The sequence below is a fragment of the Firmicutes bacterium HGW-Firmicutes-1 genome, assembly GCA_002841625.1.
Classification (GTDB): domain Bacteria; phylum Bacillota; class Clostridia; order Lachnospirales; family Vallitaleaceae; genus HGW-1.
This window is the reverse complement of record PHAG01000004.1, coordinates 55755-79944: the sequence shown is the minus strand read 5'-3', so window position 1 is coordinate 79944 and position 24190 is coordinate 55755. Positions and strand designations below refer to the sequence as shown.

The following is a 24190-nucleotide window of genomic DNA, read 5'->3' as shown; positions in this document are numbered from 1 at the left end:
GTAACGCGCTGACAAGCGCTTTGTTCTTAGACTATGCCAGTTGAATTGCTTTTAAGAATAGATTCTATAGTTTCATAAAATCTTTCATTGTTGTCTGCTGTGCGTTTTTTGTTTTTTGTATATCCTTTTCCTGCACGTCGAGCTTTATGAGCAATATGACGCTTAAATAACAACTCATCAATGTTTTTGAGGGTATATTTAAACCCGAGGGGATTAATCACATAATTTGTTTTGGTAAGCGCCATAGAGGCCAAACCATAATCTTGGGTAATAATCAAGTCACCCTTATCCATAAAATTTACTAAAGCAATGTCAACAGCATCATTACCCTTTGAAACAACATGAATTTCGAAAAATTCATCTTCAAAGTAATGAGAAGAGTCAACAAAAATATGCACTGCAATATTGTATTTCTTGGCAAGTTCTTTTATGAGTTCCTTTGCCGGACATGCATCTCCGTCAACAACTATTTTCAAAGTTATTCCCTCCAATTTTTTCTTAGCCTGACTTCATCAGGAAGTATTTATATAAGTATAACAAATAACTTTTAGATTTGGTATAATAACATTGTTAGTAAACGAAGTAAGGTATTGTTAAATGTAAATGAAGGGAGCTGCCAGAAATGCAGCAAATAAAAATATCAGTAAGGGAATTAATTGAATATGTCTTGCGTACAGGCGATATTAATGCTGTATTTTTAAGCTCAAAACGCATGTCAGATGGTGTTAAGGCTCATCAAAGATTCCAAAAACAAACAAAAGAGGATTACGAAGAAGAGGTTACAATCTCCTTAGAGACGGAATGTGATGAAACAAAAATCCTTTTGAGTGGGCGAATTGATGGAGTAGTTCATAGAGAAGGTCAGATTATCATTGATGAAATCAAATCTACTTCTAGAAATCTTGAGGATATTGAAATTGGGAATTCGCTTCATTGGGCTCAGGTCTGGATGTACGCATATATGTATGCTATTAAATATGACCTTAAAGAGGTTGGAACCAGATTAACCTATATTGAACTTGAAACCTATAAAATAAAGCAGTTTGAACATATGAAAACAATAAACGAACTTCATAAATTTTTTGAAGAGGTTATGAAAAAATATATCGTATGGGCTAGGAAACAAAATGCATTTAAGGAAGTAAGCAGAGAAACGATAAATAATATAGAATTTCCTTTTGGTCATTATAGAAAAGGTCAAAAGAAATTAATGTCATCTGTCTACAACGCTATTGAAGATAAAAAAGTGTTATTTTCAAGAGCGCCAACAGGTACGGGGAAAACAGTAGCAACCTTGTTTCCAGCTATTAAGGCTCTAGGAAATCAAAAATGTGACAAGCTATTTTATCTGACAGCCAAAACCATAGGCAAGGAGGTTGTTGTTGATACGTTGCAGTTGCTAGAATTACAAGGTCTATTGGTAAAGAGGGTTGTAATTACTGCAAAGGATAAAATCTGCACAAACGATAAAAAAGCTTGTAATCCTGAGGAGTGTATCTATGCCAAAGGGCATTATGATAGAGTTAATAAGGTGCTTGAAGTAATGTATGCAGAACATCATTTATTTGATAGAGAGACGATTGTAAAATATGCGTTGGAATTTTTGGTGTGTCCTTATGAATTGTCGTTAGACTTAGCGCTATTTAGTGATATTGTAGTTTGTGATTATAATTATGTATTTGACCCAAGCGCAGTATTAAAGAGATTTTTCATAGAAGATACCGGAAAATATGTCTTGTTAATAGATGAAGCACATAATTTAATAGATCGAGCAAGAGATATGTATTCAGCAGTACTCGATAAGCAGCGTGTTATGTCTTTGAAAAGAAAAGTAAAGGACTTGGATCAACGATTATATAAGTACTTTACGCTACTTAATAAAGGCTTATTAGCAAGGAAAAAGCTATGTAGTGAGTATGAAGCTGAACGTTATTGTGAAGCTGAAATGCCTACAGATTTAGAAGAGGCTATGAGAGGTATTATCTTTAGAACTGAAAAAATCTTTTCGTTGCATAAGTCTTGGGAACATATGAATGAGCTTTTAGAATTCTATTTTGATAGTTATGACTTTATTAAAAAAATGGAGTTATATGATGAAAGATATGTTACTTATTATGAAGAGACTTCAAAGGGTCTTATTGTAAAATTGTTTTGTATGGATCCAAGCAATAATCTTAAAAGAATGCTTGAAGGGATGCAGGGAGTGGTGTTTTTTTCTGCAACCTTATTACCGATGGAGTATTATGTTAATATGTTAGGCGGAGATAAAAAAAGTTATGGTCTTATTCTAGATACCCCGTTTAGTCGAAATAACCTATGTCTTATTGTTGACCAAACTATATCGACAAAGTTTGTTGATAGAGAAATTTCTATTAAACCTATCGTTGAACGTATATTGCAAATCACACAGCCCAAGAGAGGCAATTACATGGTATTCTTTCCATCCTATAAATATATGGAGGATGTATATTATGCGTTTGAACCTAGATGTGATTCATCACAAGTAGAGGTTTTGATACAAGGACGCGGAATGGATGAAGGAGAGAAGGAGGCATTTATCGGAGCCTTTCATGTTGAAAGAGATAAAACGCTGATTTCTTTTGTAGTATTAGGGGGAATGTTTGGAGAGGGAATAGATTTAGTTGGGGAAAAACTAAGTGGTGCAATTATTATAAGTGTTGGATTACCCCAATTAGGATATGAAAGAGATTTAATTAAAAGACACTTTGAACAAATCAGTGGGATCGGGTTTGAATATGCTTATGTTTTTCCAGGAATGAACAAGGTGATGCAAAGTGCTGGAAGAGTAATTCGAACCCCATCTGATAGAGGGGTAGTGGTATTAATTGATGAACGATTTAATCGACCATATTATTCCCAACTATTCCCAGATGAATGGAGTAGCCCAAAGGTGTTATTGAAGGGCGACAGCATTACAGATATTATTTGTGATTTTTGGGGTGAAAAGTAAGGAAATTAGGGTATTATAAAGAAATGTGTTATATTTGGAGGGATTTTGTACACATTTTTATGTAATATTAAGTAAGGGCTGATTTTCATTGTTTATTTTATACAACTATTTCTTGAAATTTTATAAAAGTTTAGGCACACTTATTTGATAAATGCTGTTATAATAATACTTGTAACCCCCCCCCAATATAAAATATATAGTTTTTGTTACACACATAAGAAGAAGTATTCTCCTTACCCCCCCCAAGGACAGCGGACCGAAAAAGCTGTCCTTTTTTATTTTCTAGGAAACATCTATGTATAAGCAATTGGAAAATCGGCAGATAAGTAACTAAGATTGTAATGCAGCGTAACCGATTTTCTTGTTGAAAAGGAAAGTTCTGCATAAGCAATTGGAAAAGCGGCAGATAGGTAACGAGAGTTTTAACTCAGCGCAGCCGATTTTCGCGTGTTAACATAGTGCTACATGAGCAAGTTTTAAAATTGGTTACATTCTTGTATTGTCAACAGATAAAATATAATATAGAATAGTAATGAATACTAATGAAGGAGGGAAGAAGGTTATTACCTATTGTAGTAACCAATAAAACAAATATGCAAATTGCCTTTGAGCAACTATCTAAAACGCAAAAAATATTAGCTTACGTATCCTTAAGGGAACAAATATTAGACGAAAGAGCAATCTTTTCTGATGAAAGCATTCAATATAGAGAACCTTTAGAACCAAAAGTGAATGAACTTACTAAAGTTAGAATTAGAACAGCTAAATCAAACATAGACGAGGTTTATTTATGCTACTCCGGACGAAGAATTAAAATTGAGGTGGAATATTCAGATGATCTATTTGATTATTATACTGGAACGATCATACCGCTTGATAAACAACTTGAATATTACTTTGAACTTAATGTTGCAAAACTTAAGTGCTATTATAATAAAAAGGGAGTTACAAGAGAACCTGATTCATTTTATAATTTTAAAATAGTACCTGGCTTTAAAACTCCTGACTGGGCTAAGGGTGCTATTATGTATCAAATATTTGCAGATCGTTTTTACAATGGTGACAGTACAAACGATGTGGTAAACAACGAATATATGTACGTTGGTAAACTTGCGAAAAAAGTCGATCAGTGGGAAAAAATTCCTAGTACTGACGGTATACGCGAATTTTATGGGGGCGATCTTCAAGGAATCATTGATAAAATGGATTATTTACAAGACCTTGGAGTTGAAGTTCTATATCTAAACCCTATTTTTGTCTCACCCTCAAATCATAAGTATGATACCCAGGATTATGACTCAATTGACCCTCATTTAGGAAAAATTGTTATAGATGAAGGCGATGTGCTAAATGATAAAAAGATGGACAATGCATTTGCCACAAAGTATATGATAAGAACAACAAAAAAAGAAAATCTAGACGCAAGTAATGAATTGTTTGCAAGCCTTGTAGAAGAAGCCCATAAGAGAAATATGAAGGTTATTTTAGATGGAGTATTCAATCATTGCGGTTCGTTTAATAAATGGTTAGATAAAGAAAAGTTTTATGAAAACTCACATGAGTATGAAATGGGCGCTTTTTCAGTTGCGGATAGTCCTTATTCATCCTTCTTTTATTTTCACAATAAGAGCGGATGGCCAAATAACGGTAATTATGATGGATGGTGGGGTTATGATACGCTGCCGAAGCTAAATTATGAAGGTTCACCTAAGTTATATGATTATATCCTTAAGATTGCAAAAAAATGGGTATCACCACCATACAACGCAGATGGATGGAGACTTGATGTTGCTGCAGATTTAGGGTATACAAAGGAATTTAATCATCAGTTTTGGAAGGACTTTAGAAATGCAGTAAAGACTGCCAATCCTGAGGCATTGATTTTAGCAGAGCATTACGGAGACCCTCACGATTGGATTCAAGGAGATCAATGGGATTCCGTTATGAACTATGACGCATTTATGGAGCCACTAACTTGGTTTCTAACAGGGATGGAAAAGCATAGTGATGAATTTAGACTGGATTTACTGGGTAACCATAGAGCGTTTTTTGATGCAATGACGCATAATATGTCTAGATTTCATTATCAATCGTTACAGGTTGCGATGAATGAATTGTCTAATCATGATCATTCTAGATTCCTAACGAGAACAAATAATAAGGTTGGTAGAATTCATACAATGGGATCTAATGGTGCCAGTGATGGAATTAATTTAGGGGTTATGAAGGAAGCAATCGTTGTTCAAATGACTTGGCCTGGCGCACCAACTATTTATTATGGTGATGAAGTAGGGCTATGTGGATGGACAGATCCTGATAATAGAAGAGCTTTCCCTTGGGGAAATGAGAATGAAGAGATCTTAGATGTTCACAAGACACTCATTCGTTTCAGAAAAGAGTATCCTTGCTTGAAGAGTGGATCAATTAAGTTTCTCTATGGTGAGAATAATGTAATTAGTTATGGAAGATGGGATAAACAACATGAAATTATCATTGCTGTGAACAATTCCAAGGAAGAGAAAACAGTAAAGATTCCAGTTTGGGAAATTGGTATTAGGAACTCGGATACGTTAGAGCAGATGTTTGAGTCGAATGTAGATGGGTTTTCTACAGAGGATAAGTTGCATTTTGTTTATAATGAGAAGTTGATATTGAAGATGATGCCTTATAGTGGGGTTATTTTGAAGAAGAAGGTGTATTAGGGGTAGGAAAGTTAGGGACGGGAATCGTTAGGCGGGTTGTCGTTGGCGGTTGGTAGTTGGTAGTTAAGAGGTAAGTAGATTTGTAAAAATGAAAAAAAAATGATATATACTACCACTAGGATCATAGTGGTAGATTATGGAGAGATGTCCGAGCGGCTTATGGTGACAGTCTCGAAAACTGTTGTGGGTTTATAGCCCACCTGGGGTTCAAATCCCCATCTCTCCGTTAAAAAAGGGTTTAATTCAAAGCAACTCTAAAATGGGCTATGGCAAGATTTATATTCTTGTACAGTCCATTTATATTTTGTGAATATGAACAAAATTAGTTTTCGAACAGTTCTTCTATGGAGAAGCTTAAATCTTTAAAATAATAAGATTTCAAAACATCCTTCAAATTATATACATGATATTCATCAATTTCATTGTCCAAAAACCCATACTGTATAAGGGAATGTTTCTTAGGGTCAATAATCCAATATTCCTTTACACCTGAGAGCATAAAGGTATTAAGTTTATCAATCATATCCTTTGAACGGGTGGCACGTGATAGAATCTCAACGGTCAGTGTAGGCGTACCCATATATAGATCCTTGTCTGTTACTGTTTCATTAAAATCGCAGGCAATTAGTAAATCAGGCTGCATTACATCCGGTGTATCAAATCCTTGTTTAAAAAGATGTACATCAAAAGGGGCGTAAAAAACTTTGCATTTTTTGCCTTTTAAGTAGTTCCTTAAAAGGACATATAAGTTTCCGGAAATATCCTGATGGAAGGTACTTGGAGAAGAAAGAAGATATATTTCGCCATTGATGTATTCCATTCTTAAATCGCTTTTTTCATAAATCTCCATAAATTCTTCATAGGAAACCTTTTTACCGCCATATTGATAATCCTGAGCGGTTTCCTTTGCTGTATAGTAACGTTCAATATCGTTAATATAAGGCGTTAAACGAGCCGCTTTTTTACCATTTTTCAGAATTACAACATCATGATTGTCAATTGCATAGTCTAAATATTTTCCTAAATTTTTTTTGAATTCCGTCGCCGTAATAACCTTCGTTAAATCTTCCATGATATTCTCCTAATAAAAATTTACACAATAAATAAAATCGCACTAATTTATAAAACCACCATAACATATCGAACTAAAAAATGCAATATATAAAATATCGCACGATATGCTTGCTGATATTGGATCGTTAATCCGATGGAAGCATCTGCAATGGTTTATGGTTTTAAGGATTTCGAAATTGTTTTCCATAAGAGCCTAAAAACAGAGGAAGCCACGGAGAGCTAAATGCTTGATGGAAAACTGTTGTGGGCTTGCAGCCACCTGGTTCGAATCCCCAAATATCTGTTAAAATAAAGGGCTTAATTCATAGAAACTCTAAAATGGGCTATAGCAGCATTTGAATATTCTGCTACAGTCCATTTTTATTTGAGCGAATATGAATAAATTAGTTTTTAAACAGTTCTTCTATGGGGAAGTTTAAAGCTTTATTTGCTACTAAAAAGTATGATATAATAGATTTAGCAGAGTTCTAGAAATTTATGAAAAGGCTCGAAGTGTTTAAATGATGTAGGAGAAGTATCTGACAATTATGAACAATCCATGTTAGGGATAATGTGGAAATACTGAGAAGTAATGATACCTTAACAGTCTTTTGGAGGAACAATTTATGACTTTAATGGGCAATGCTGTTTTGAACATGTATTCTATTTTGCTACTCTGTTTGATTTTTTTTCAAGTTTTCAAAAGTATTGACAAGAAAGGCCTTCAACATAGGGTTTTTGTCTGGATTATTATAACGACTATTTTAGCGCTCATTATTGACACTTTCAGTAGATTTGATGGATATCCAGGAACGATCTATTCGGCATTCAATTTTGTTGGTAATTTTGGGGTATACCTTTTAAATCCAATTTTAGGGTCGCTTTGGTTGGTTTATTCACATCTACAGATATTTCATCTTGAAAAGCGCGCTTTGCGTATGGTGCCAATCCTAGTGGGGGTTTCATTGATAAATGCATTGATCGTAATAGGTTCTCAAATTTGGGGATGGTACTATTATATTGACGCAAACAATATATATCATAGAGGCGATTACTTTATGATTTCAGCTTTTATTCCACTCATCTTGATTGGTATTGCGTTTTTCATGGTGATTATGAATCGAGAAAAGATTGAGAAAAAATATTTTTATTCGCTCGTTTTTTTTCCGATATTCCCGATTGTTTTTGTAACACTACAAATCTTGATTTATGGAATCTCTATGGTACTAAATGGTTTAACCATTTCTTTGCTGGTTGTATTTTTAAACATCCAGAATCGAAGTATGGATATTGATTATCTTACAGGGGTGTACAACCGAAAAAGCCTTGAAACGTATATGAGAGATAAAATAAACACATGCACAGGAAAAAAGACCTTTTCTGCAATTCTTCTTGACATTGACCGTTTCAAATTGATAAACGATCAATTCGGACATGGTGTTGGTGATGAAGCGCTAGAAGAAACCGCGAAATTGCTGCGAAACTGTCTTGAATTCTCGGATTTTATTGCGAGGTATGGTGGAGATGAGTTTTATATTATTTTAGATAGATCTAACCAAGAAGAATTAAATGCTACAATCAACAAAATTCGCGAGGCTACCCACCGATTTAATACGCTTAGGGCAAGACTTTATCAGTTGAATTTTAGTATGGGGTTTGCAGTATATGACTTCGAGGCAAAAATGAACGTAAAAGAATTTCAGGCTTATATTGATCAATTGATGTACGATAGCAAAAAAATAGTAGCATAGGCAATAATCAAATCCCCATCTCTCCGTTTGTTGGGAAACGTTGAATATACGCCATTTAAAAGTGCTTATTGAGGATTAATCAATAGGTACTTTTGTATTGTTATTTAAGATGGATTTACAGCAATGAGTATAGTCAAATCAACGATAGTATAAGAATTAAATTGTTAAAAGTAGCAGATGATAGAGTTATATATGACAGTAAAGAAGATATACAAAAGTAGTATGGGATTACAAAATACAATTTTTTTCATGAATAATTGTTTTACAGGGTTTATTGTTTCACAACATATGATATAATTAAGATTACTAAATAATAATGATTATCAGTTGTGATAGCTAGAAACTTTCAAATTATTTGCAAATGCGTGAGCAGAAAAGATAACCAGAGAGGTGATAATTACACACTTATTACAGTAGAAGTAACCATTAACAGCACGATCCGAAAAGCAAGGAGGCGTTTTTATGCAAATAATAATTCCACATTTATGGTTTGATAAAGAAGCGTTAGAAGCCGCTACATGGTATGTTAGTTTGTTCGAAAATTCAAGTATCACTAACGTTGCCACGATTTATGATACACCATCAGGTGACGCGGAATTAGTTGATTTTCAGCTTGAAAATTTTAAATTTTCTGCAATTAGTGCAGGACCTTATTTTTCTCTCAATGCTTCTATTTCGCTCATGGTTGCTTGTAGTACAAAAGAGGAAGTAGATAGATTACATTCAGAGTTTGCTAGCCATGGTTCAGAGCTTATGCCTTTAGATGAGTATCCGTTTAGTAAACGATATGCTTGGGTTAAAGACAAATATGGCTTGAATTGGCAGCTAATGTTAGTTGAAAATGTGGAAGAACATCAAAGGATAAGACCATCACTTTTATTTGGAAGTGATGTTTGCGGCAAAGCGGAAGAGGCAATCGCTTATTACCTTTCTACTTTTAAACAATCCACTAAAGGTTTTGTAAATCATTATACTCCTGAAGATGAAATGAATGAAAAAGCAAAAATCAATTATGCAGAAATCAATATACAAGATACTCAATTAATCTTAATGGATCATGGTGATGGTGGTGATTTTTCTTTTAATGAAGCTTTCTCGCTTATGGTATTATGTGAAAATCAAGAGGAAATTGATTATTATTGGGAAAAACTATCCTTTGTTCCAGAGGCTGAACAGTGTGGATGGGTGAAAGATCAATTTGGATTATCTTGGCAGATTGTACCAAAAGATTTGAATGAAGTACTGATGAAAGGTACAAAAGAAGAAGTAGAGCGTGTCACAAAAGCATTTCAAAATATGAAGAAATTTGATTTAGAAGCTTTAGAAAAGGCACGTCTAAGGTAGAGTTTGTAGGATGTTGATATATCGTATTTGGCTAAGTAGAGTCTTATAAAATATTATGAAGTCTATCGTTTTTATAGTAAAGTTAAATGGATGTAGTCATTGGACATCTATTGAAGATAATACAATACTATTAGATTAATTTAGTAGGAGTCCCTATGTTATTAAAAGATGTAAAAATTGCATTTGCCCTTACTGGTTCTTTTTGTGTGTTTGACAAAGTATTTCCTCAAATTGAGTTACTTGTTAAAGAAGGGGCACTGGTTTATCCGGTAGTATCAGGCGCAGTTGCGAGCACTGATTCAAGGTTTGGTAAAGCATCTGATTTCCTAGAAAGATTAACAAAGATTACTGGAAACCCAGTGATTGAAAACATGGTAGAAGCTGAACCATTAGGTGTGGTTTATCCTGTTGACATTACTATTATCTCACCCTGTACTGGTAATACACTTTCAAAATTAAGTGATGGTGCAACAGATTCAGCGCCTTTAATGGTGGCAAAAGGTCAATTTAGAAATAGTAAGCCAGTTGTTATTGGCATAGCGACCAATGATGGGTTGGGTATTAATGGAAAAAGTCTTGGTATTTTACTTGCTACAAAGAATGTCTACTTTATTCCATTTGGGCAAGATAATTATAAAGATAAACCTAATTCACTGGTATCTAAGTTTGATTTAACCCTACCAACAATTTTAGAAGCACTAAAAGGTAGTCAAATACAGCCCATACTAGAAAAGTATTAAAGGAGGTTATATTATGCCAATTGTTAACATTTCATTATGGCCAGGTAGGACGAAGGAGCAAAAAAGTCAATTGGTTCAGGCTATAACTGACGATTTTGTACATATACTAAATGCTAAGCCGGAATCCGTCCAAATCATATTTAATGAAGTTGATAAAGATAACTGGGCTATTATGGGTAAGCTACAAAAAGACAACTAAAAAATGTGGAGGACGTATTCATTATTATCTTATGTGTGTTGAAGATGCAAGAGCAGTTAGTAAAGGGTTTGTTGAATATCAACAGGCTCTTTTTTTGGTGCTTAAACTAAGAGCCTCAGTATAATCCCCTTACATGAGTCATATTGAAAGCTTTCAAAGCAAAGTTAATAAATATGACTACTATTGAAACAATATGAATTGGAAAAAGCCAATACATATTTAATTAATCAATAAAAGCCTAAATATATGAATAACAATGGATGTAAATGAAATATTATAAACGGTATTGACAAAAGATGAATCTTTATGTATAATCTATTAATGTTAGACGTTTGATATTGAACAGCAACTAATCATATATTCAAAAAAATTCATAAGTAATTGAAAGGAGGGATTAAATGAAATTAGCTACAAGAATAAATTCATTTGCTGGTAAGGGAAAGAACATAATAGAAATTTTGCAACAGATTGCTTCGATTGACGGTATAAATTATGTGGACTTGAATTATCCTGAACACTTTGTTGACGTAGATTTTAGCTTGCTTAAAACGACCCTTGAAGAATTGAATTTGAAGGTAAATGGAATTGCCTTGAGATTTAGAGATGAGTTTATTAATGGCGAGCTTGGAAATCAATCAGATGATATTTCAAAAAACGCGTTGAAGTTGTGTGAAGAGGCAGTACATATGTGTAAAGCTTTGAATGGAAGTTTGGTTACGATTTGGCTTGGGTATGATGGATTTGATTATTCTTTTCAACTGAATTATGCAAATGCATGGCGTAAAGTAGTTGAAAATATGAAAATCATAACCAACATTGATCCAACAATTAATATCAGTATTGAATATAAGCCATTTCAACCAAGAGCATACAGTCTTGTACCAGATATTGGATCAACATTGTTATTAACGAATGATGTGAAAAGTGATAATATAGGAGTAACACTTGATTTTTGTCACATGTTAATGAAGGGTGAAAATCCAGCATATGGGTTATGCCAAACCTTTGAGCGAAATAAGCTATTTGGTGTTCACCTAAATGATGGACAAAGAATGAATGATGATGGATTAATAATTGGTTCTGTTAATTTTATTCAGACCTTAGAATTTATTTATTATCTTAAAAAATACCAATACGATGGTGTCATTTATTTTGACACATTTCCAGTAAGGGAAGACCCGACAATAGAATGTAGAACAAATATTAAAATGCTTAATAAACTCTATAATACAATTGATTCAATAGGTATGGTGGAAATACAAAAAATAATTGATGATAATGATGCGATTTCTGCGCAAGATATTTTGATGAAATGTCTTAAATAATCCAATTAAAAATTTGATGAAAATTAAGGAGGAAGTTAAAATGAAGAGAAAAGGTAATTTGGTTTTTCTTATGGGGATGTTATTGGCTTTAGCACTAGTAGTTGGGTGTACTCAAAAAGTCGATCAACCAGTTAATACGGAAGCGTTTAATCCAGATACAGCCGATGGAATAGATTATAAAGATTTAAGGACTGAGTTTGGTGCGGTTCCTGAAGTGAAAGAAACATTAACTTTAGGTGCAGTGTCAAAGGCGTTTGAAAATGAATATTGGAGAACCCTCAAAGAAGGAATGGAAACTGCACAAAGCAAATTACAGGCTAGAAACTATGATATTACAGTTGACGTTCAATCCGCTCAAGGTGAAGGTGACGAAGAAGGACAATTAGCAGTAGTTAATAATATGGTTAACAAAAAATATTCAGCACTTTTATTGTCTCCTATTTCCGATGGAAATTTAACACCGGGTGTTGAAGCGGCTAAAAAGGCAGGAATACCTGTTATTAATGTAAATGATGGTATTATCGAAGCAGCTGATATATTTGTAGGTCCAAGAGCTATTCAAAATGGAGAATTGGCTGCTGCATGGATTGCTGAAAAACTTGGGAACAAAGGTGAAGTTGCTATTGTGATTGGTATGCCAAAAGCATTTGCTGCTCGTCAGAGAACCTCAGGCTTTGAAAGCTGGATGGCAGCTAATGCACCAGATATCAAAATAGTTGAGAAACAAAATGCTGACTGGGATCGTGCAAAGGCAAAAGACTTAGCAGATACATGGATCAAAAAGAATCCTGATCTAAAGGCTATTTTCTGTAATAACGACACGATGGCATTAGGTGTACAAGAGGCTGTAAATGCTTCTGGAAAAGACATTATCGTTGTAGGCGTAGACGGAATTGGTGAAGCTTATGATTCAATTAGAAAAGGTGAAATGGATGCTACTGTAGATTCCTTCCCTCTTTACAAAGGACAAGTAGCAGTTGAAGTTGCATTAAGATCCTTAGGAGGCCAAAAAATGCCAAGAGTAATTTGGACACCTCAAGCTCTTATTGATGCTACGAATGTAGATGTTCCGGCTGAAACAATCATTGGTTGGGAAGAAATGGAATTTACGAAGTAATTCACATTAGAATAAGGGTAGTTTTCCACTTTGGATGACTACCCTATTTTAAAAAGGAGATAATCTATGAGTAATATTGCTGTTGAATTTAAAAATATTTCTAAAAGTTTCCCCGGTGTGAAAGCCTTAGAGGATGTATCCTTTCAAATTCAAAAGGGGCAGGTTCATGCTTTACTTGGTGAGAATGGAGCGGGAAAATCCACACTATTAAATATTTTACATGGTGTGTTTGGACAGTCCGAAGGAATTGTTTGTATCAAAGGTCAAAAAGTAGAATTCAAAAATACCTATGATGCAATAAAATTTGGAGTTGCAAAAGTACATCAGGAAGTATCCATTATTGAAGAACTTACCATTGGACAAAATATTTCATTAGGCTACGAGCCAAAGAAAGGCTTATTAATTGATTATAAACGACTACATGAAAATGCAAATAAGATTTTAGACAAGCTTGGATGTAAGTTTCGTAGTCAAGACTCAATTAAATTATTAAGTACCGGAGAGCTGCAAATGATTTCTATAGCAAAGGCACTTTTTCACAATGCCGATATTATTTCATTTGATGAACCAACAGCCTCATTAAGCAATAAAGAAGTTTTAGCTCTGTTTAAAATCATTGAAGAGCTTAAAAAAAACAATATTACAATCATATATGTAAGCCATAGATTAGAAGAGATTTTTAAAATTTGCGATCAAGCTACAATACTAAGAGATGGTAAGTTTGTTAAAACTGAAAACATAGCATCCTTAACAAAAGAAGAACTGATTAGGAATATGGTAGGTAGAGATGTTGCACTTTTTGCCAAAAGGCATGATGAAAGACAAATAAAAGATGAAGTCGTTTTAAAGGTTAAAGATTTAGAAATAAAAGATGTATTTAAAGAGATAAGCTTTGAACTCCGAAAAGGTGAAATTTTAGGTTTTTCTGGATTAGTTGGTTCTAAGAGAACAGATGTTGTAAGAGCAATTTTTGGTGCCGACCAAATAACAAAAGGAGAAATATTCGTGAAAGGTCAATTGAAAAATATTTCTTCACCTCAAAAAGCTTTAAAGAATGGTATTGGACTCATTCCTGAAAATAGAAAAACACAAGGCTTTGTGAAATATCTAAGCAATGCTGATAATATAGGTTTGACATGTCTTGAAAAGTTTACAAAACATGGATTCGTAAGCCACAAGAAAAAGCGAGAAAACTATGATTTTTTTGCTGAAGAAATAGATTTAAACCCTAAAAATCCAAATTATTTAACCAACAATTTAAGCGGTGGTAACCAGCAAAAAATAATACTGGCTAAATGGCTCTCCACGAATGTGGATATATTGATATTCGATGAACCTACAAAAGGCGTAGATGTTGGAGCTAAAGCAGAAATATATCGTTTGTTTGAAGAACTGGTTAAAAAAGGAAAATCCATTATCATGGTATCTTCTGAACTCACAGAGATTATGGGTATGAGTGATAGAGTTATTATAATGAAAGAAGGCAGAATTGTTGCTGAGATATCTGAAAGTGAAATGAGTGAGGAAAAGATTCTATATTATGCAATGGAGGGAAAAAAATGAACTTAGTCGAGAAAGTTAAAACACAAAATAAATTAGGACGAGAAGTTGGACTTATTATTGCTTTAATTATTATGATGATAGTTTTCACAGTGATTGATCCAATTTATATGAGTGGAGGTAATGTACTAGATATTATTAAGCAAAGCACCATTAATGGGTTGCTTGCAATTGGTATTACCTTTGCAATATTGACAGGAGGTATAGACCTATCAATAGGATCTACCTTTGCAATTGTGATCGTAAGTGTTGGTAACCTATTGATATCTGGTATGAATCCTGTATTAGCATTTATAATCGGACTACTCATTGGCTTATCATTAGGAGTCATAAATGGTTTAATGATTTCAAAATTGAAGCTACAACCCTTTATTGCAACATTAGGAACTATGAGTATGTATAGAGGGGTTGCATATATCATTACTGGTGGATGGCCAGTACTCAATATACCAAATAACTTTAGAAAAATGGTAGATGGTACAATTATAGGAAGCATACCTGTTTCGGTATTTATTTTATTTGCATTTGCTATTGTTGGGTACATACTGCTAAAACATACACGTTTTGGTAGCTATATTTATGCTTTAGGTGGTAATGAAGAAGCAACAAGACTTTCAGGAGTAAATGTAGCGTATAATAAAATCATGGCTTATGGTTTTTGTGGAGTGGGTGCAGCACTTGCCGGGCTGGTATTGTTAGCACGACTTGGTACAGGAGAACCAACAGCTGGACAAGGCTATGAATTAAATGCAATTGCAGCAGCGGCTATTGGAGGAACCAGCTTGAGTGGAGGTAAAGGTGGTATTGTTGGGACACTATTAGGTGCAATATTATTATCTGCATTAAAGGTTGGACTTATTGTCTCAGGCGTAGATTCCTTTTGGCAATACATTGCAACTGGAGCAATTATTGTAATAGCAGCTTATTTTGAGACTATACAAGATAAGATTTCACAGCTTTCAAGTTGGATAAAAGCAAGATAAATAATTATTTAGGCGGTGAATTATGAAAGAGGAAAAAATTATAACCGTAATTGGTAGTGCGAATTATGATATGATATTGAAACAAGAAAGATTACCTCAAATCGGAGAAACCTACTGCGTGGATAATATTGCATTTAGCAGTGGAGGAAAAGGTGTTAATCAAGCAACTCAATGTTCAAAGCTAGGCGTTAAAACTTATTTTGTTGGAACCATTGGTAATGATTTCTTTGGTGAACATATATCTAATAGTCTTAAGGAATATAAAGTAAATCTTGATTATTTAGAAAAAGTTCGGGGCACAACTGGACTAGGTATTGTAAATGCGTTACATGATGGTAGCGTTTATGCGAACATCGTCTCGGGAGCAAATGGTGAAATTACAATTGATAGATTGAATGTTATTAAGCCGTTACTAGAAAAAAGCTCAATCGTCATTTTTCAACTTGAAATACCAGTGGAGGTTGTAGAAGCTGGAATACGATTAGCAAAAGAATGCGATTGCGTTGTCATCTTAAATGGTGCACCTGCCAATTTAATGAGTGAAAAAGTTCTTAGAAAAGTAGATTATTTTGTTGTCAATGAACCCGAAGCATCTTTTTACGCAAAACAACCCATTTTTGATGAAGAAAGCGCGAGGATCCATGCACATTTATTCGATGACATATTCGATCATTTATTAATCATTACGTTAGGTGCAAAGGGTTCAATTTTATACGATAAAGAAAATATAGTCCATATTCCGGCAAAAAAGGTTCATGCAATAGATACTACTGGGGCTGGAGATTCTTTTATCGGAGCCTTTGCATATAAAATATTAAAGGATAGTAATTATATTGAGGCAGCAAAGTTTGCAACCCAAGTGAGTTCAATTACTGTTACTAAAATTGGAACACAAGAATCTATGCCAAGTATAGATGAAATAACAAAATACTAGATAGAAACCTTGATTTTAATGAAGAACGTGTTATAATTTGTAGTATAAAACAATTCGAGGTGGGCTATGATACCTTATATTAGAAGAAAAAAAATATTAGATGAATTTGAAAAAAAAGAAGTTATATATGTAGAAGAACTAGTTGAGTCTTTAAAAGATAGTTCGCTATCAACGATTAGAAGAGATCTAAGAACTCTCGAAGAAGAGGGTCAGATCGTTTTGTTAAGAGGTGGAGCAGCTAGGCTTAAATTAGGCGTATTTGATTTGCCAATTAAAACAAAAGAATTGTACTATAAAAAAGAAAAGAATATCATCGCAGAGTATGCGGCGTCCCTTGTAAATGACGGTGAAGTGATTTACCTTGATTCTGGAACAACAACCTTTCAAATGATTCATTATTTAAAGAACAAACAAATTACAGTAGTAACCTCAAATACTCAAATACTTACATGTTTATCAGAAACAAAAATAAAGTGCATAATGTTAGGAGGAGAGGTTACCAATACATTAAGCTCTGTTTCAGGGCCCATAACGGATAGACTCCTTTCGGAGATGTTTTTTGACAAAGCATTTTTAGGAACGAGTGGATATAGCTATGATGGTGGAATCAACACCCACGATTTTAGAGAATCAAATAAAAAAAGAATTGTTAAAAACAATTCTAAAAAAACCTATGTATTAGCAGATCATTCTAAATGTGATAAAAGAGCGTTGTCTAAAGCTTTTGAAATAAATGAATGCATCATAATATCAGATAAACTGACAGAAACACTGGAAAAGTATGCAACCTACATTATAGCTGAGGAAGCTAAGGAGTAGGACGTCCTTGGAAACCTAGGAGGAATGATGGGTTTCCAGGGGCGTTTTTTCTAATGCTAGACGGGGTAGTAACAAACCAAAGTTGTAGAGAGGAAAGTCCTCATGCACCAGTAAGAGAACCAATTAAGCCATTATCCCTGGGAATAATGGCTTTTTTATTGTGTGCCCAGCAGGGGCAAGTCTTTTTTTGAGTAAGATATAACCCGTAAAATGTTGAAAACAGTCATATTTTATAACAACTTCTTGCATCATGCAGAAAGGTGATATATACTTTTTGTAAAGATGTACTATAAGTATATACGAATTGATAACTTAAGAAATGTAACAAATAAGTAAAGATTAAATCAATCCGCAGATGTCGGTTTGCTTGCTGATGCTTATAAAAGTTTAAGGGAATAGAAGCCAAATGGGAGACAAATGAACAAGGAGTTAAGTAAAATAATAACGGTGATGAAACTAACTTATGAAAGAGATATATCCATATATGATGAAGCATTTATTATGAATGCTCTAGAACGAAGATGTATTGTAATCGGGGCTATCAATGCTGACCAGTATTGTAACTTCCTAGAAAAAAACAAAAATGAAGCAGATCATTTTTTTGGCTCTTTACACATTACCTTTAGTCAGTTTTTTAGAGATTCCATTACATTTGCTGCGCTAGAACAGAACGTTTTTCATAACATTATAGCTCATAAACCAGAAGGTAGTGAAATTCGAATCTGGTCGGCAGGATGTTCTAGCGGACAAGAAGCTTATTCCATAGCCATGTTGCTTTCTGAAATTTCTGAAGCTAGGGGTCACCAAATCCGCTTTCGTATCTTTGCTACCGATATTTCTAAGGAGGCACTTGCTGATGGAATAGCCGGTGTATACGACCAGCACGCGGTTCAAAATGTAAAACTCAAGCAACTTAATAAGTACTTTACCAAGCAGGGAAACACTTATACAATTATTCCCGAATTGAGGCAATGCGTTAATTTTTCTACCTATGACTTGCTGGATCCATCAACAGCCAACCCGCCAGAGAGTATTTATGGAGATTTTGATATTGTGATTTGTTGTAATGTATTAATATATTACAAACCTAATTTGCAGCAGCTTATTATTAAAAAATTACAGCAAGCACTGTCAACCTTCGGGTATTTAGTGACAGATGAGTCGGAAAAAATGCTTGTTCAAAATTGTGCAAAGGTACAGAATATAGAAATACCCACCACTGTTTTTGAAAATAAAATAGGGAGAGGAGTTTGAAAAGATGAAAAATGTTAGAATTGGAACACAGCTTATAATTGGCTTTACAGTCATACTTTTTTTTGTTATTGTTGTGGGCGTCGTAGCCTATGTGCAAACAGATCAACTCAATCAGCAGACAGAAAATATATATGAGCATCCATTACAAGTTAGAAGAGCAATTGGTGCTCTCAATACGGATGTTTTAAATATTCGTATGATCCAGAAGGATTTAATGGTGGCAAAAACTGATCTGGAAAAACAAGATTATATTCAAAAAATGAAATTGTTTGCATTAGATGCGGAGAAACAATTTGGAATAATTAAAGAGAGATATTTAGGAGCCTCCGCTGATGTGGAACAAGCATATCAAGATTACATCGTATGGAAAACAATTCATGAAGAGACCGATAGGGCAATACTTTCAGGAGAAATTGTAACAATGATAGAAACAGAAGGTTCATCTAGAGAAAAAATGCTTTCTAGCATCAGTAAAATAGATGAATTCGCCATTAATAAAGGAAATGAGCTGTATAGAGCTTCTAATGATTTGAAAAACGAGTTCCACAAGCAGCTCCTAAGCATGATTCTAGTAATAATTCTGCTCTCTGCTATCATCGGCCATAGGGTGCTGCAAAATATCCGTAAGCCATTGAATGCAATGAATGATGCTGTTCTGAGTTTTAATGATGGTGATTTGAAGGCGCGTAGTCTTTACATATCTAAAAATGAGTTTGGCGTTTTATCTGCGTCTATTAATAATTTGGCAGATTTGGTTCAAGAGAATACTATTTTAAGTAAAATGGCATCAAATCTTGCAGAAGCTATGCTGAGGGATGAGGATGCTAGAAAATTCTTTCAGTCGACACTTGGTGCACTCGCAGAACATACAGGATCGCAAATGGCAGCCGTTTATTTATTGAAGGACAATCAACAGACCTTTGAACACTTTGAATCCCTAGGCATGGCTCACAATGCCAAACCATCGTTTGAGGCAAATTGTTTTGAAGGAGAATTTGGTGCTGTTCTGTTAACGCGTAAGCTTCAATACATTCAAAATATTCCGGAAGATACACGTTTTGAGTTTAATACAGTTGGGGGTAAATTTATTCCAAGAGAAATCATCACAATTCCCATTATTTCTGGCAATCAGGTCATAGCTGTTATTTCTTTGGCCACGCTTACTAAGTTTGCAGCTAAATCTATTGAAATGATCGATAATATTATGGTTACCCTTAGTACTCGTATTGAGGGAATATTGGCATATCGCAAAATCAAAGAGTTTAAGGAAGAAGTGGAGCAACAAAACCGTGAATTGACTGCTCACAAATCTGAATTGTCAGCTCAAACTGTAGAGTTAGTACAACAAAATGCAGAGCTGGAAATGCAGAAAAAGCAATTAGATGAAGCTAGCCGACTCAAAACAAATTTCTTATCCAACATGAGCCATGAACTACGTACGCCACTTAACTCAGTCATTGCGCTTTCGGGGGTACTTAACCGTAGACTTGTCAACCAAATACCGGAAGAGGAATATAGCTATTTAGAGATTATTGAGCGCAATGGTAAAAATCTTTTGAAGCTTATTAACGACGTTCTCGACATTTCCCGCATCGAAGCTGGACGTGAAGAAATCGAAATCTCCCAATTTAATGTCAATAACTTGATTGCAGATGTTGTAATTATGATACAACCGCAGTCAAAACAAAAAAATATTGAATTACTCCATGAATCAAGTGGTTTTGATTTATTGATTAGTAGTGATACCGAGAAATGTCGTCACGTATTACAAAATCTCATAGGGAATGCGGTAAAATTTACGGATGAAGGCAAAGTTGTTGTTTCGGCTGTAAAAAATGAAAACAGTGTTGAAATCAGAGTAACTGATACTGGCATAGGTATTGCAAAAGATTATTTAGAGCATATTTTCGAAGAATTCAGACAAGCAGATGGTAGCAGTTCCAGAAGGTTTGGTGGTACCGGATTAGGGTTAGCCATAGCAAAAAGATATGCGAATTTACTAGGAGGTACTATTTCGGTAAACAGCACCCCGGAAGTGGGATCAGAATTTATCTTTTCTTTACCCCGTCAATATAAAGCTGAAAATAGGATAGTACAAGAAGAAGAAAGAGCAACAGAAGTCAAATATCCAACCAAACAACAGCCTCCAAGGCCTATGTCAAATTCTTCTAATAAAACTATTTTACTAGTTGAAGACAATGAATCGGCAGTTATTCAAATTAAGGATTTAGTTGAAGAAATGGGATATGAGGTCTTAGTTGCACACGATGCCGTCGAAGCCTTCGGGATGATTGATCGAGTGATACCCGATGCCATGATACTCGATTTGATGATGCCCGATATTGATGGGTTTAAAGTTCTGGAGATGCTACGAAACGCAGAACTTACGGCACATATCCCAGTACTCGTTCTAACAGCTAAACATATTACAAAAGAAGAATTAAAATTCTTAAAACGAAACAATATTCATCAATTGATTCAAAAGGGTGATGTAGATCGTATGAAGCTTCAAAGTGCAGTATTTAACATGTTATATCCAGAAACGATTGAAACAAAACTGCAGCAACGTGATATGAAACCCATTAAAGGTAAACCAGTGGTTCTGATTGTAGAAGATAATCCAGATAATATGATTACAGCAAAGGCGCTGCTTTCCAATCATTATACTGTAATCGAAGCAGTCAATGCTTATGAAGGGATAGAAATGGCAAAAGAAAATGTACCTCATTTAATTTTAATGGATATTGCATTATCAGGAATGAGTGGAATAGAAGCATTTCTTAAGATTAGAAAGATGTCTGAGTTGGAACATATTCCAGTTATAGCCCTTACTGCAAGTGCCATGGACCATGATCGAGATGCTATTTTATCCTATGGATTTGATGCTTTTGTTGCAAAGCCAATCGTTGCGAATGAACTTTTTGAGAAAATTAGTGAGGTAATCTATGGAAAATAGAGACATTAAAATTTTAGCTATTGATGATAATCAAGATAATCTCATCAGTTTAAAAGCACTGTTAAGGGATGCTTTTCCTAAGTGTGTTGTATTTACAGCGACGAATGGTCAAAAAGGACTTGAACTAGCTATAGAGGTGAATCCAGATGTTATCCTTCTTGACATTATCATGCCAGTAATGGATGGTTTTGAAACCTGTAGGAGATTGAAATTAGACTCTTGGGTAAGCGAAATACCAGTGGTTTTTCTCACTGCAATAAAACAAGATAAAGAAAGCCGAATACTTGCTTTAGAATGCGGTGCGGAAGCATTCCTTGCAAAGCCGATCGACGAAAGCGAGCTCACTGCGCAGATACGTGCTATGCTGAAAATCAAAAATGCGAATCTCCAAAAGCGAGATGAAAAGGAAAGACTTGCTAGATTGGTTGAAGAAAAAACCTTCGAGTTAAAAAGAGCTCATATGGCTACTTTGCAGTTGCTAGAAGATCGTAAGCAAATGGAGCAAGAACTTAGAATTAGGGAGGAAAAATATCGACTGATAGCAGAAAATGTATCCGATGTGATCTGGATTTTAAATTTATCCAAAAACAAGACTACTTATGTAAGTCCATCTATATTACAGTTAAGAGGACTCACTGTAGAAGAAGCTTTGAATGAAACAATGGAAGAAACATTGGTTCCTGATTCTTTAGCAATGGCTAAAGATGAGATAGCAAAACATATGAACGATTTCATAGAAATGCCTGAAGAGCCAAAACACTATATTATTGAGGTTCAACAGTTCTGTAAAAATGGAGACATTATATGGGTTGAAATGTCCACCAAGTATCGATACAATTTAGATGGTGATATCGAAATGGTAGGCGTGATTCGTAATATTGAAGAAAGAAAATTGACTGAAGATGCAAGGATCCAGGCAGAAGCTGCAAGTTTTGCTAAAAGCAACTTTCTTGCAAATATTAGTCATGAAATTCGTACCCCAATCAATGCGATTATAGGATTCAATTATTTGATTCAGAAAACACAACTATCGTCTATACAATTAGATTATGTAGAGAAAACAATTTTATCAGCCCAAAACCTTCTGGATCTAGTAAATGATGTCTTGGATATTTCTAAAATTGAAGCCAATAAAATAACACTTGAATATAATTTGTTTGATCTGTATGAAGTTTTAAATAACGTTTCTAATATCGTTAGTTACAATTTATGTAAGAAAAAATTAACGCTCCATTACAGACTTAACTCTGAGATACCTCAATTTTTAATAGGTGATGCCGTTCGATTCAATCAAGTGCTCCTTAATCTCATTAATAACTCAGTAAAATTTACTGAGAAAGGTGAGATTAACATCATTTTAGAAATGGAAAATATGAGTGAGAAGCAAATTACATTAAGAATCATTGTAGAGGATACAGGGATTGGAATGAGTCAAGAGTATCAATCAAATCTTTTTGATGCATTTACGCAAGGGGATATGTCCACAACACGTAAATATGGTGGTACGGGTCTTGGACTTTCAATCTCTAAAAGTTTGATTGAACTAATGGGAGGTACCATTTATGTAGAAAGCAAATTAGGGCAAGGTAGCCGATTTGTTTTTACTGCTCAATTTGAAAGAGATTATGAGGCGAAAGTTAAAGACCATACCTACGCAAATCTTGAGTTTCTTAAAGTACTATTAGTAGGTGGGAAAAGTGATATGACATCGATTATTATGAAGGAACTGAATCAATTTGATATAAAACATAAGCAGGTTGAAAGTATATCTGATGCGATTCATGCTTTACATGAAAAAAAGGACTACCATTTAGTGCTTATTGATTGGCAGTTATTGAAAGACAAATTTATACAAAAAATTTCAAAAGTACAGGATGCGCTAGGTACTCAGTCATTCTTAATGATATTAAGTGCCTATAGAGAGTATGAACTTGAGACAATAGAATACGATGATTGTGTCAATGGTATTTTTTATTATCCTATGGGTCAGCTACAATTTTACAAAAAATTGGCCCATATTTTTGATAAGCATTTAGAGAAGAATTTAATTTCTAACGAAACTTTTAAATTGCAAGATCAAAGTAAGTTTCATAATGCAAAAGTATTACTTGTCGAAGATAATGAGATTAATCAGGAGTTAGCTAGGGCTATATTAGAAGAGAATGGGATCAACATTAACATCGCTGATAATGGTAGTATGGCTTTGGAGATGGTTAAAAAGGAGAAATATGACCTTATTCTAATGGATTTGCAGATGCCAGTTATGGATGGATATGAAGCTGCAAGAAAAATCAGATCTTTAGACGACTATAAGGAAATACCAATCATAGCAATGTCTGCACACGCATTGATAGGGATTAAAGAAAAAGTATATGAGGCTGGTATGAATGATTATATTAGTAAGCCGTTTGAGGTTTTAAAAATGATCAATACATTAAACGGATGGCTGAACAAAATTAAATCAAAATAATGTAAAGGTTAT

The 24190-nt window shown here is 34.3% G+C and carries 17 protein-coding genes and 1 tRNA gene; 16 read left to right on the top strand and 2 right to left on the bottom strand.

Features of this window, described 5'->3' with window-relative positions; all coding sequences use genetic code 11:
• Positions 1 to 26 precede the first annotated feature (26 nt).
• Positions 27 to 476, bottom strand: a complete 450-nt coding sequence (locus tag CVU84_06110; protein PKM95252.1) for a hypothetical protein — start codon at positions 474 to 476, stop codon at positions 27 to 29.
• Positions 477 to 622: 146 nt separating this feature from the next.
• On the opposite strand from CVU84_06110, the gene CVU84_06105 reads away from it, so the two are divergent.
• The 3 genes from CVU84_06105 (at position 623) to CVU84_06095 (ending at position 5899) form a co-directional block, all read left to right on the top strand.
• Positions 623 to 2971: an ATP-dependent helicase gene (locus tag CVU84_06105; protein PKM95251.1), complete on the top strand. Its 2349-nt coding sequence runs from the start codon at positions 623 to 625 to the stop codon at positions 2969 to 2971.
• Positions 2972 to 3564: 593 nt separating this feature from the next.
• Complete coding sequence (locus CVU84_06100; GenBank protein PKM95370.1) at positions 3565 to 5673, top strand: alpha-glycosidase; 2109 nt, start codon at positions 3565 to 3567, stop codon at positions 5671 to 5673.
• A gap of 138 nt (positions 5674 to 5811) precedes the next feature.
• A tRNA-Ser gene (locus tag CVU84_06095) sits at positions 5812 to 5899 on the top strand.
• 96 nt (positions 5900 to 5995) lie between these two features.
• Here the strand turns inward: CVU84_06095 and CVU84_06090 are convergent.
• Positions 5996 to 6745, bottom strand: a complete 750-nt coding sequence (locus tag CVU84_06090; protein ID PKM95250.1) for a prevent-host-death protein — start codon at positions 6743 to 6745, stop codon at positions 5996 to 5998.
• A 607-nt stretch (positions 6746 to 7352) separates the two neighbouring features.
• Here CVU84_06090 and CVU84_06085 point away from each other — a divergent pair.
• The 13 genes from CVU84_06085 (at position 7353) to CVU84_06025 (ending at position 24178) form a co-directional block, all read left to right on the top strand.
• Complete coding sequence (locus CVU84_06085) at positions 7353 to 8477, top strand: hypothetical protein (protein ID PKM95249.1); 1125 nt, start codon at positions 7353 to 7355, stop codon at positions 8475 to 8477.
• A 462-nt stretch (positions 8478 to 8939) separates the two neighbouring features.
• Entirely contained in the window at positions 8940 to 9821 is an 882-nt protein-coding gene (locus CVU84_06080; protein ID PKM95248.1) for a hypothetical protein, read from the top strand.
• Between the two features lie 155 nt (positions 9822 to 9976).
• Positions 9977 to 10561: a dipicolinate synthase subunit B gene (locus tag CVU84_06075; GenBank protein PKM95247.1), complete on the top strand. Its 585-nt coding sequence runs from the start codon at positions 9977 to 9979 to the stop codon at positions 10559 to 10561.
• 13 nt (positions 10562 to 10574) lie between these two features.
• Positions 10575 to 10760, top strand: a complete 186-nt coding sequence (locus CVU84_06070; protein PKM95246.1) for a 4-oxalocrotonate tautomerase — start codon at positions 10575 to 10577, stop codon at positions 10758 to 10760.
• Between the two features lie 398 nt (positions 10761 to 11158).
• Complete coding sequence (locus CVU84_06065) at positions 11159 to 12085, top strand: AP endonuclease (GenBank protein PKM95245.1); 927 nt, start codon at positions 11159 to 11161, stop codon at positions 12083 to 12085.
• A 40-nt stretch (positions 12086 to 12125) separates the two neighbouring features.
• Entirely contained in the window at positions 12126 to 13202 is a 1077-nt protein-coding gene (locus tag CVU84_06060; GenBank protein PKM95244.1) for an RbsB protein, read from the top strand.
• A gap of 66 nt (positions 13203 to 13268) precedes the next feature.
• On the top strand, positions 13269 to 14765 hold the full coding sequence (locus tag CVU84_06055; GenBank protein PKM95243.1) for a sugar ABC transporter ATP-binding protein: 1497 nt from the start codon (positions 13269 to 13271) through the stop codon (positions 14763 to 14765).
• Complete coding sequence (locus CVU84_06050) at positions 14762 to 15745, top strand: ribose ABC transporter permease (GenBank protein ID PKM95242.1); 984 nt, start codon at positions 14762 to 14764, stop codon at positions 15743 to 15745. Before CVU84_06055 ends, CVU84_06050 begins: the two co-directional genes overlap by 4 nt.
• 22 nt (positions 15746 to 15767) lie before the next feature.
• A complete protein-coding gene (locus CVU84_06045) occupies positions 15768 to 16679 on the top strand; it encodes a ribokinase (protein PKM95241.1) in 912 nt (303 codons plus the stop codon).
• 66 nt (positions 16680 to 16745) lie between these two features.
• Positions 16746 to 17498, top strand: coding sequence for a DeoR/GlpR transcriptional regulator (locus CVU84_06040; GenBank protein ID PKM95240.1), 753 nt, complete (start codon positions 16746 to 16748; stop codon positions 17496 to 17498).
• Positions 17499 to 17915: 417 nt separating this feature from the next.
• Positions 17916 to 18752 (top strand): hypothetical protein, encoded by an 837-nt coding sequence (locus CVU84_06035; GenBank protein PKM95239.1) that lies wholly within the window; start codon positions 17916 to 17918, stop codon positions 18750 to 18752.
• A 4-nt stretch (positions 18753 to 18756) separates the two neighbouring features.
• A complete protein-coding gene (locus tag CVU84_06030; GenBank protein PKM95238.1) occupies positions 18757 to 21708 on the top strand; it encodes a hybrid sensor histidine kinase/response regulator in 2952 nt (983 codons plus the stop codon).
• Positions 21698 to 24178, top strand: coding sequence for a hypothetical protein (locus CVU84_06025; GenBank protein ID PKM95237.1), 2481 nt, complete (start codon positions 21698 to 21700; stop codon positions 24176 to 24178). The genes CVU84_06030 and CVU84_06025 overlap by 11 nt, the downstream gene beginning before the upstream one ends.
• Positions 24179 to 24190: the final 12 nt, after the last annotated feature.

Coding starts and splice junctions, on each gene's coding strand:
- CVU84_06105 (PKM95251.1), top strand. CDS start 623: ATGCAGCAAATAAAAATATCAGTAAGGGAATTAATTGAATATGTCTTG.
- CVU84_06100 (PKM95370.1), top strand. CDS start 3,565: ATGCAAATTGCCTTTGAGCAACTATCTAAAACGCAAAAAATATTAGCT.
- CVU84_06090 (PKM95250.1), bottom strand. CDS start 6,745: ATGGAAGATTTAACGAAGGTTATTACGGCGACGGAATTCAAAAAAAAT.
- CVU84_06085 (PKM95249.1), top strand. CDS start 7,353: ATGACTTTAATGGGCAATGCTGTTTTGAACATGTATTCTATTTTGCTA.
- CVU84_06080 (PKM95248.1), top strand. CDS start 8,940: ATGCAAATAATAATTCCACATTTATGGTTTGATAAAGAAGCGTTAGAA.
- CVU84_06075 (PKM95247.1), top strand. CDS start 9,977: ATGTTATTAAAAGATGTAAAAATTGCATTTGCCCTTACTGGTTCTTTT.
- CVU84_06070 (PKM95246.1), top strand. CDS start 10,575: ATGCCAATTGTTAACATTTCATTATGGCCAGGTAGGACGAAGGAGCAA.
- CVU84_06065 (PKM95245.1), top strand. CDS start 11,159: ATGAAATTAGCTACAAGAATAAATTCATTTGCTGGTAAGGGAAAGAAC.
- CVU84_06060 (PKM95244.1), top strand. CDS start 12,126: ATGAAGAGAAAAGGTAATTTGGTTTTTCTTATGGGGATGTTATTGGCT.
- CVU84_06055 (PKM95243.1), top strand. CDS start 13,269: ATGAGTAATATTGCTGTTGAATTTAAAAATATTTCTAAAAGTTTCCCC.
- CVU84_06050 (PKM95242.1), top strand. CDS start 14,762: ATGAACTTAGTCGAGAAAGTTAAAACACAAAATAAATTAGGACGAGAA.
- CVU84_06045 (PKM95241.1), top strand. CDS start 15,768: ATGAAAGAGGAAAAAATTATAACCGTAATTGGTAGTGCGAATTATGAT.
- CVU84_06040 (PKM95240.1), top strand. CDS start 16,746: ATGATACCTTATATTAGAAGAAAAAAAATATTAGATGAATTTGAAAAA.
- CVU84_06035 (PKM95239.1), top strand. CDS start 17,916: ATGAACAAGGAGTTAAGTAAAATAATAACGGTGATGAAACTAACTTAT.
- CVU84_06030 (PKM95238.1), top strand. CDS start 18,757: ATGAAAAATGTTAGAATTGGAACACAGCTTATAATTGGCTTTACAGTC.
- CVU84_06025 (PKM95237.1), top strand. CDS start 21,698: ATGGAAAATAGAGACATTAAAATTTTAGCTATTGATGATAATCAAGAT.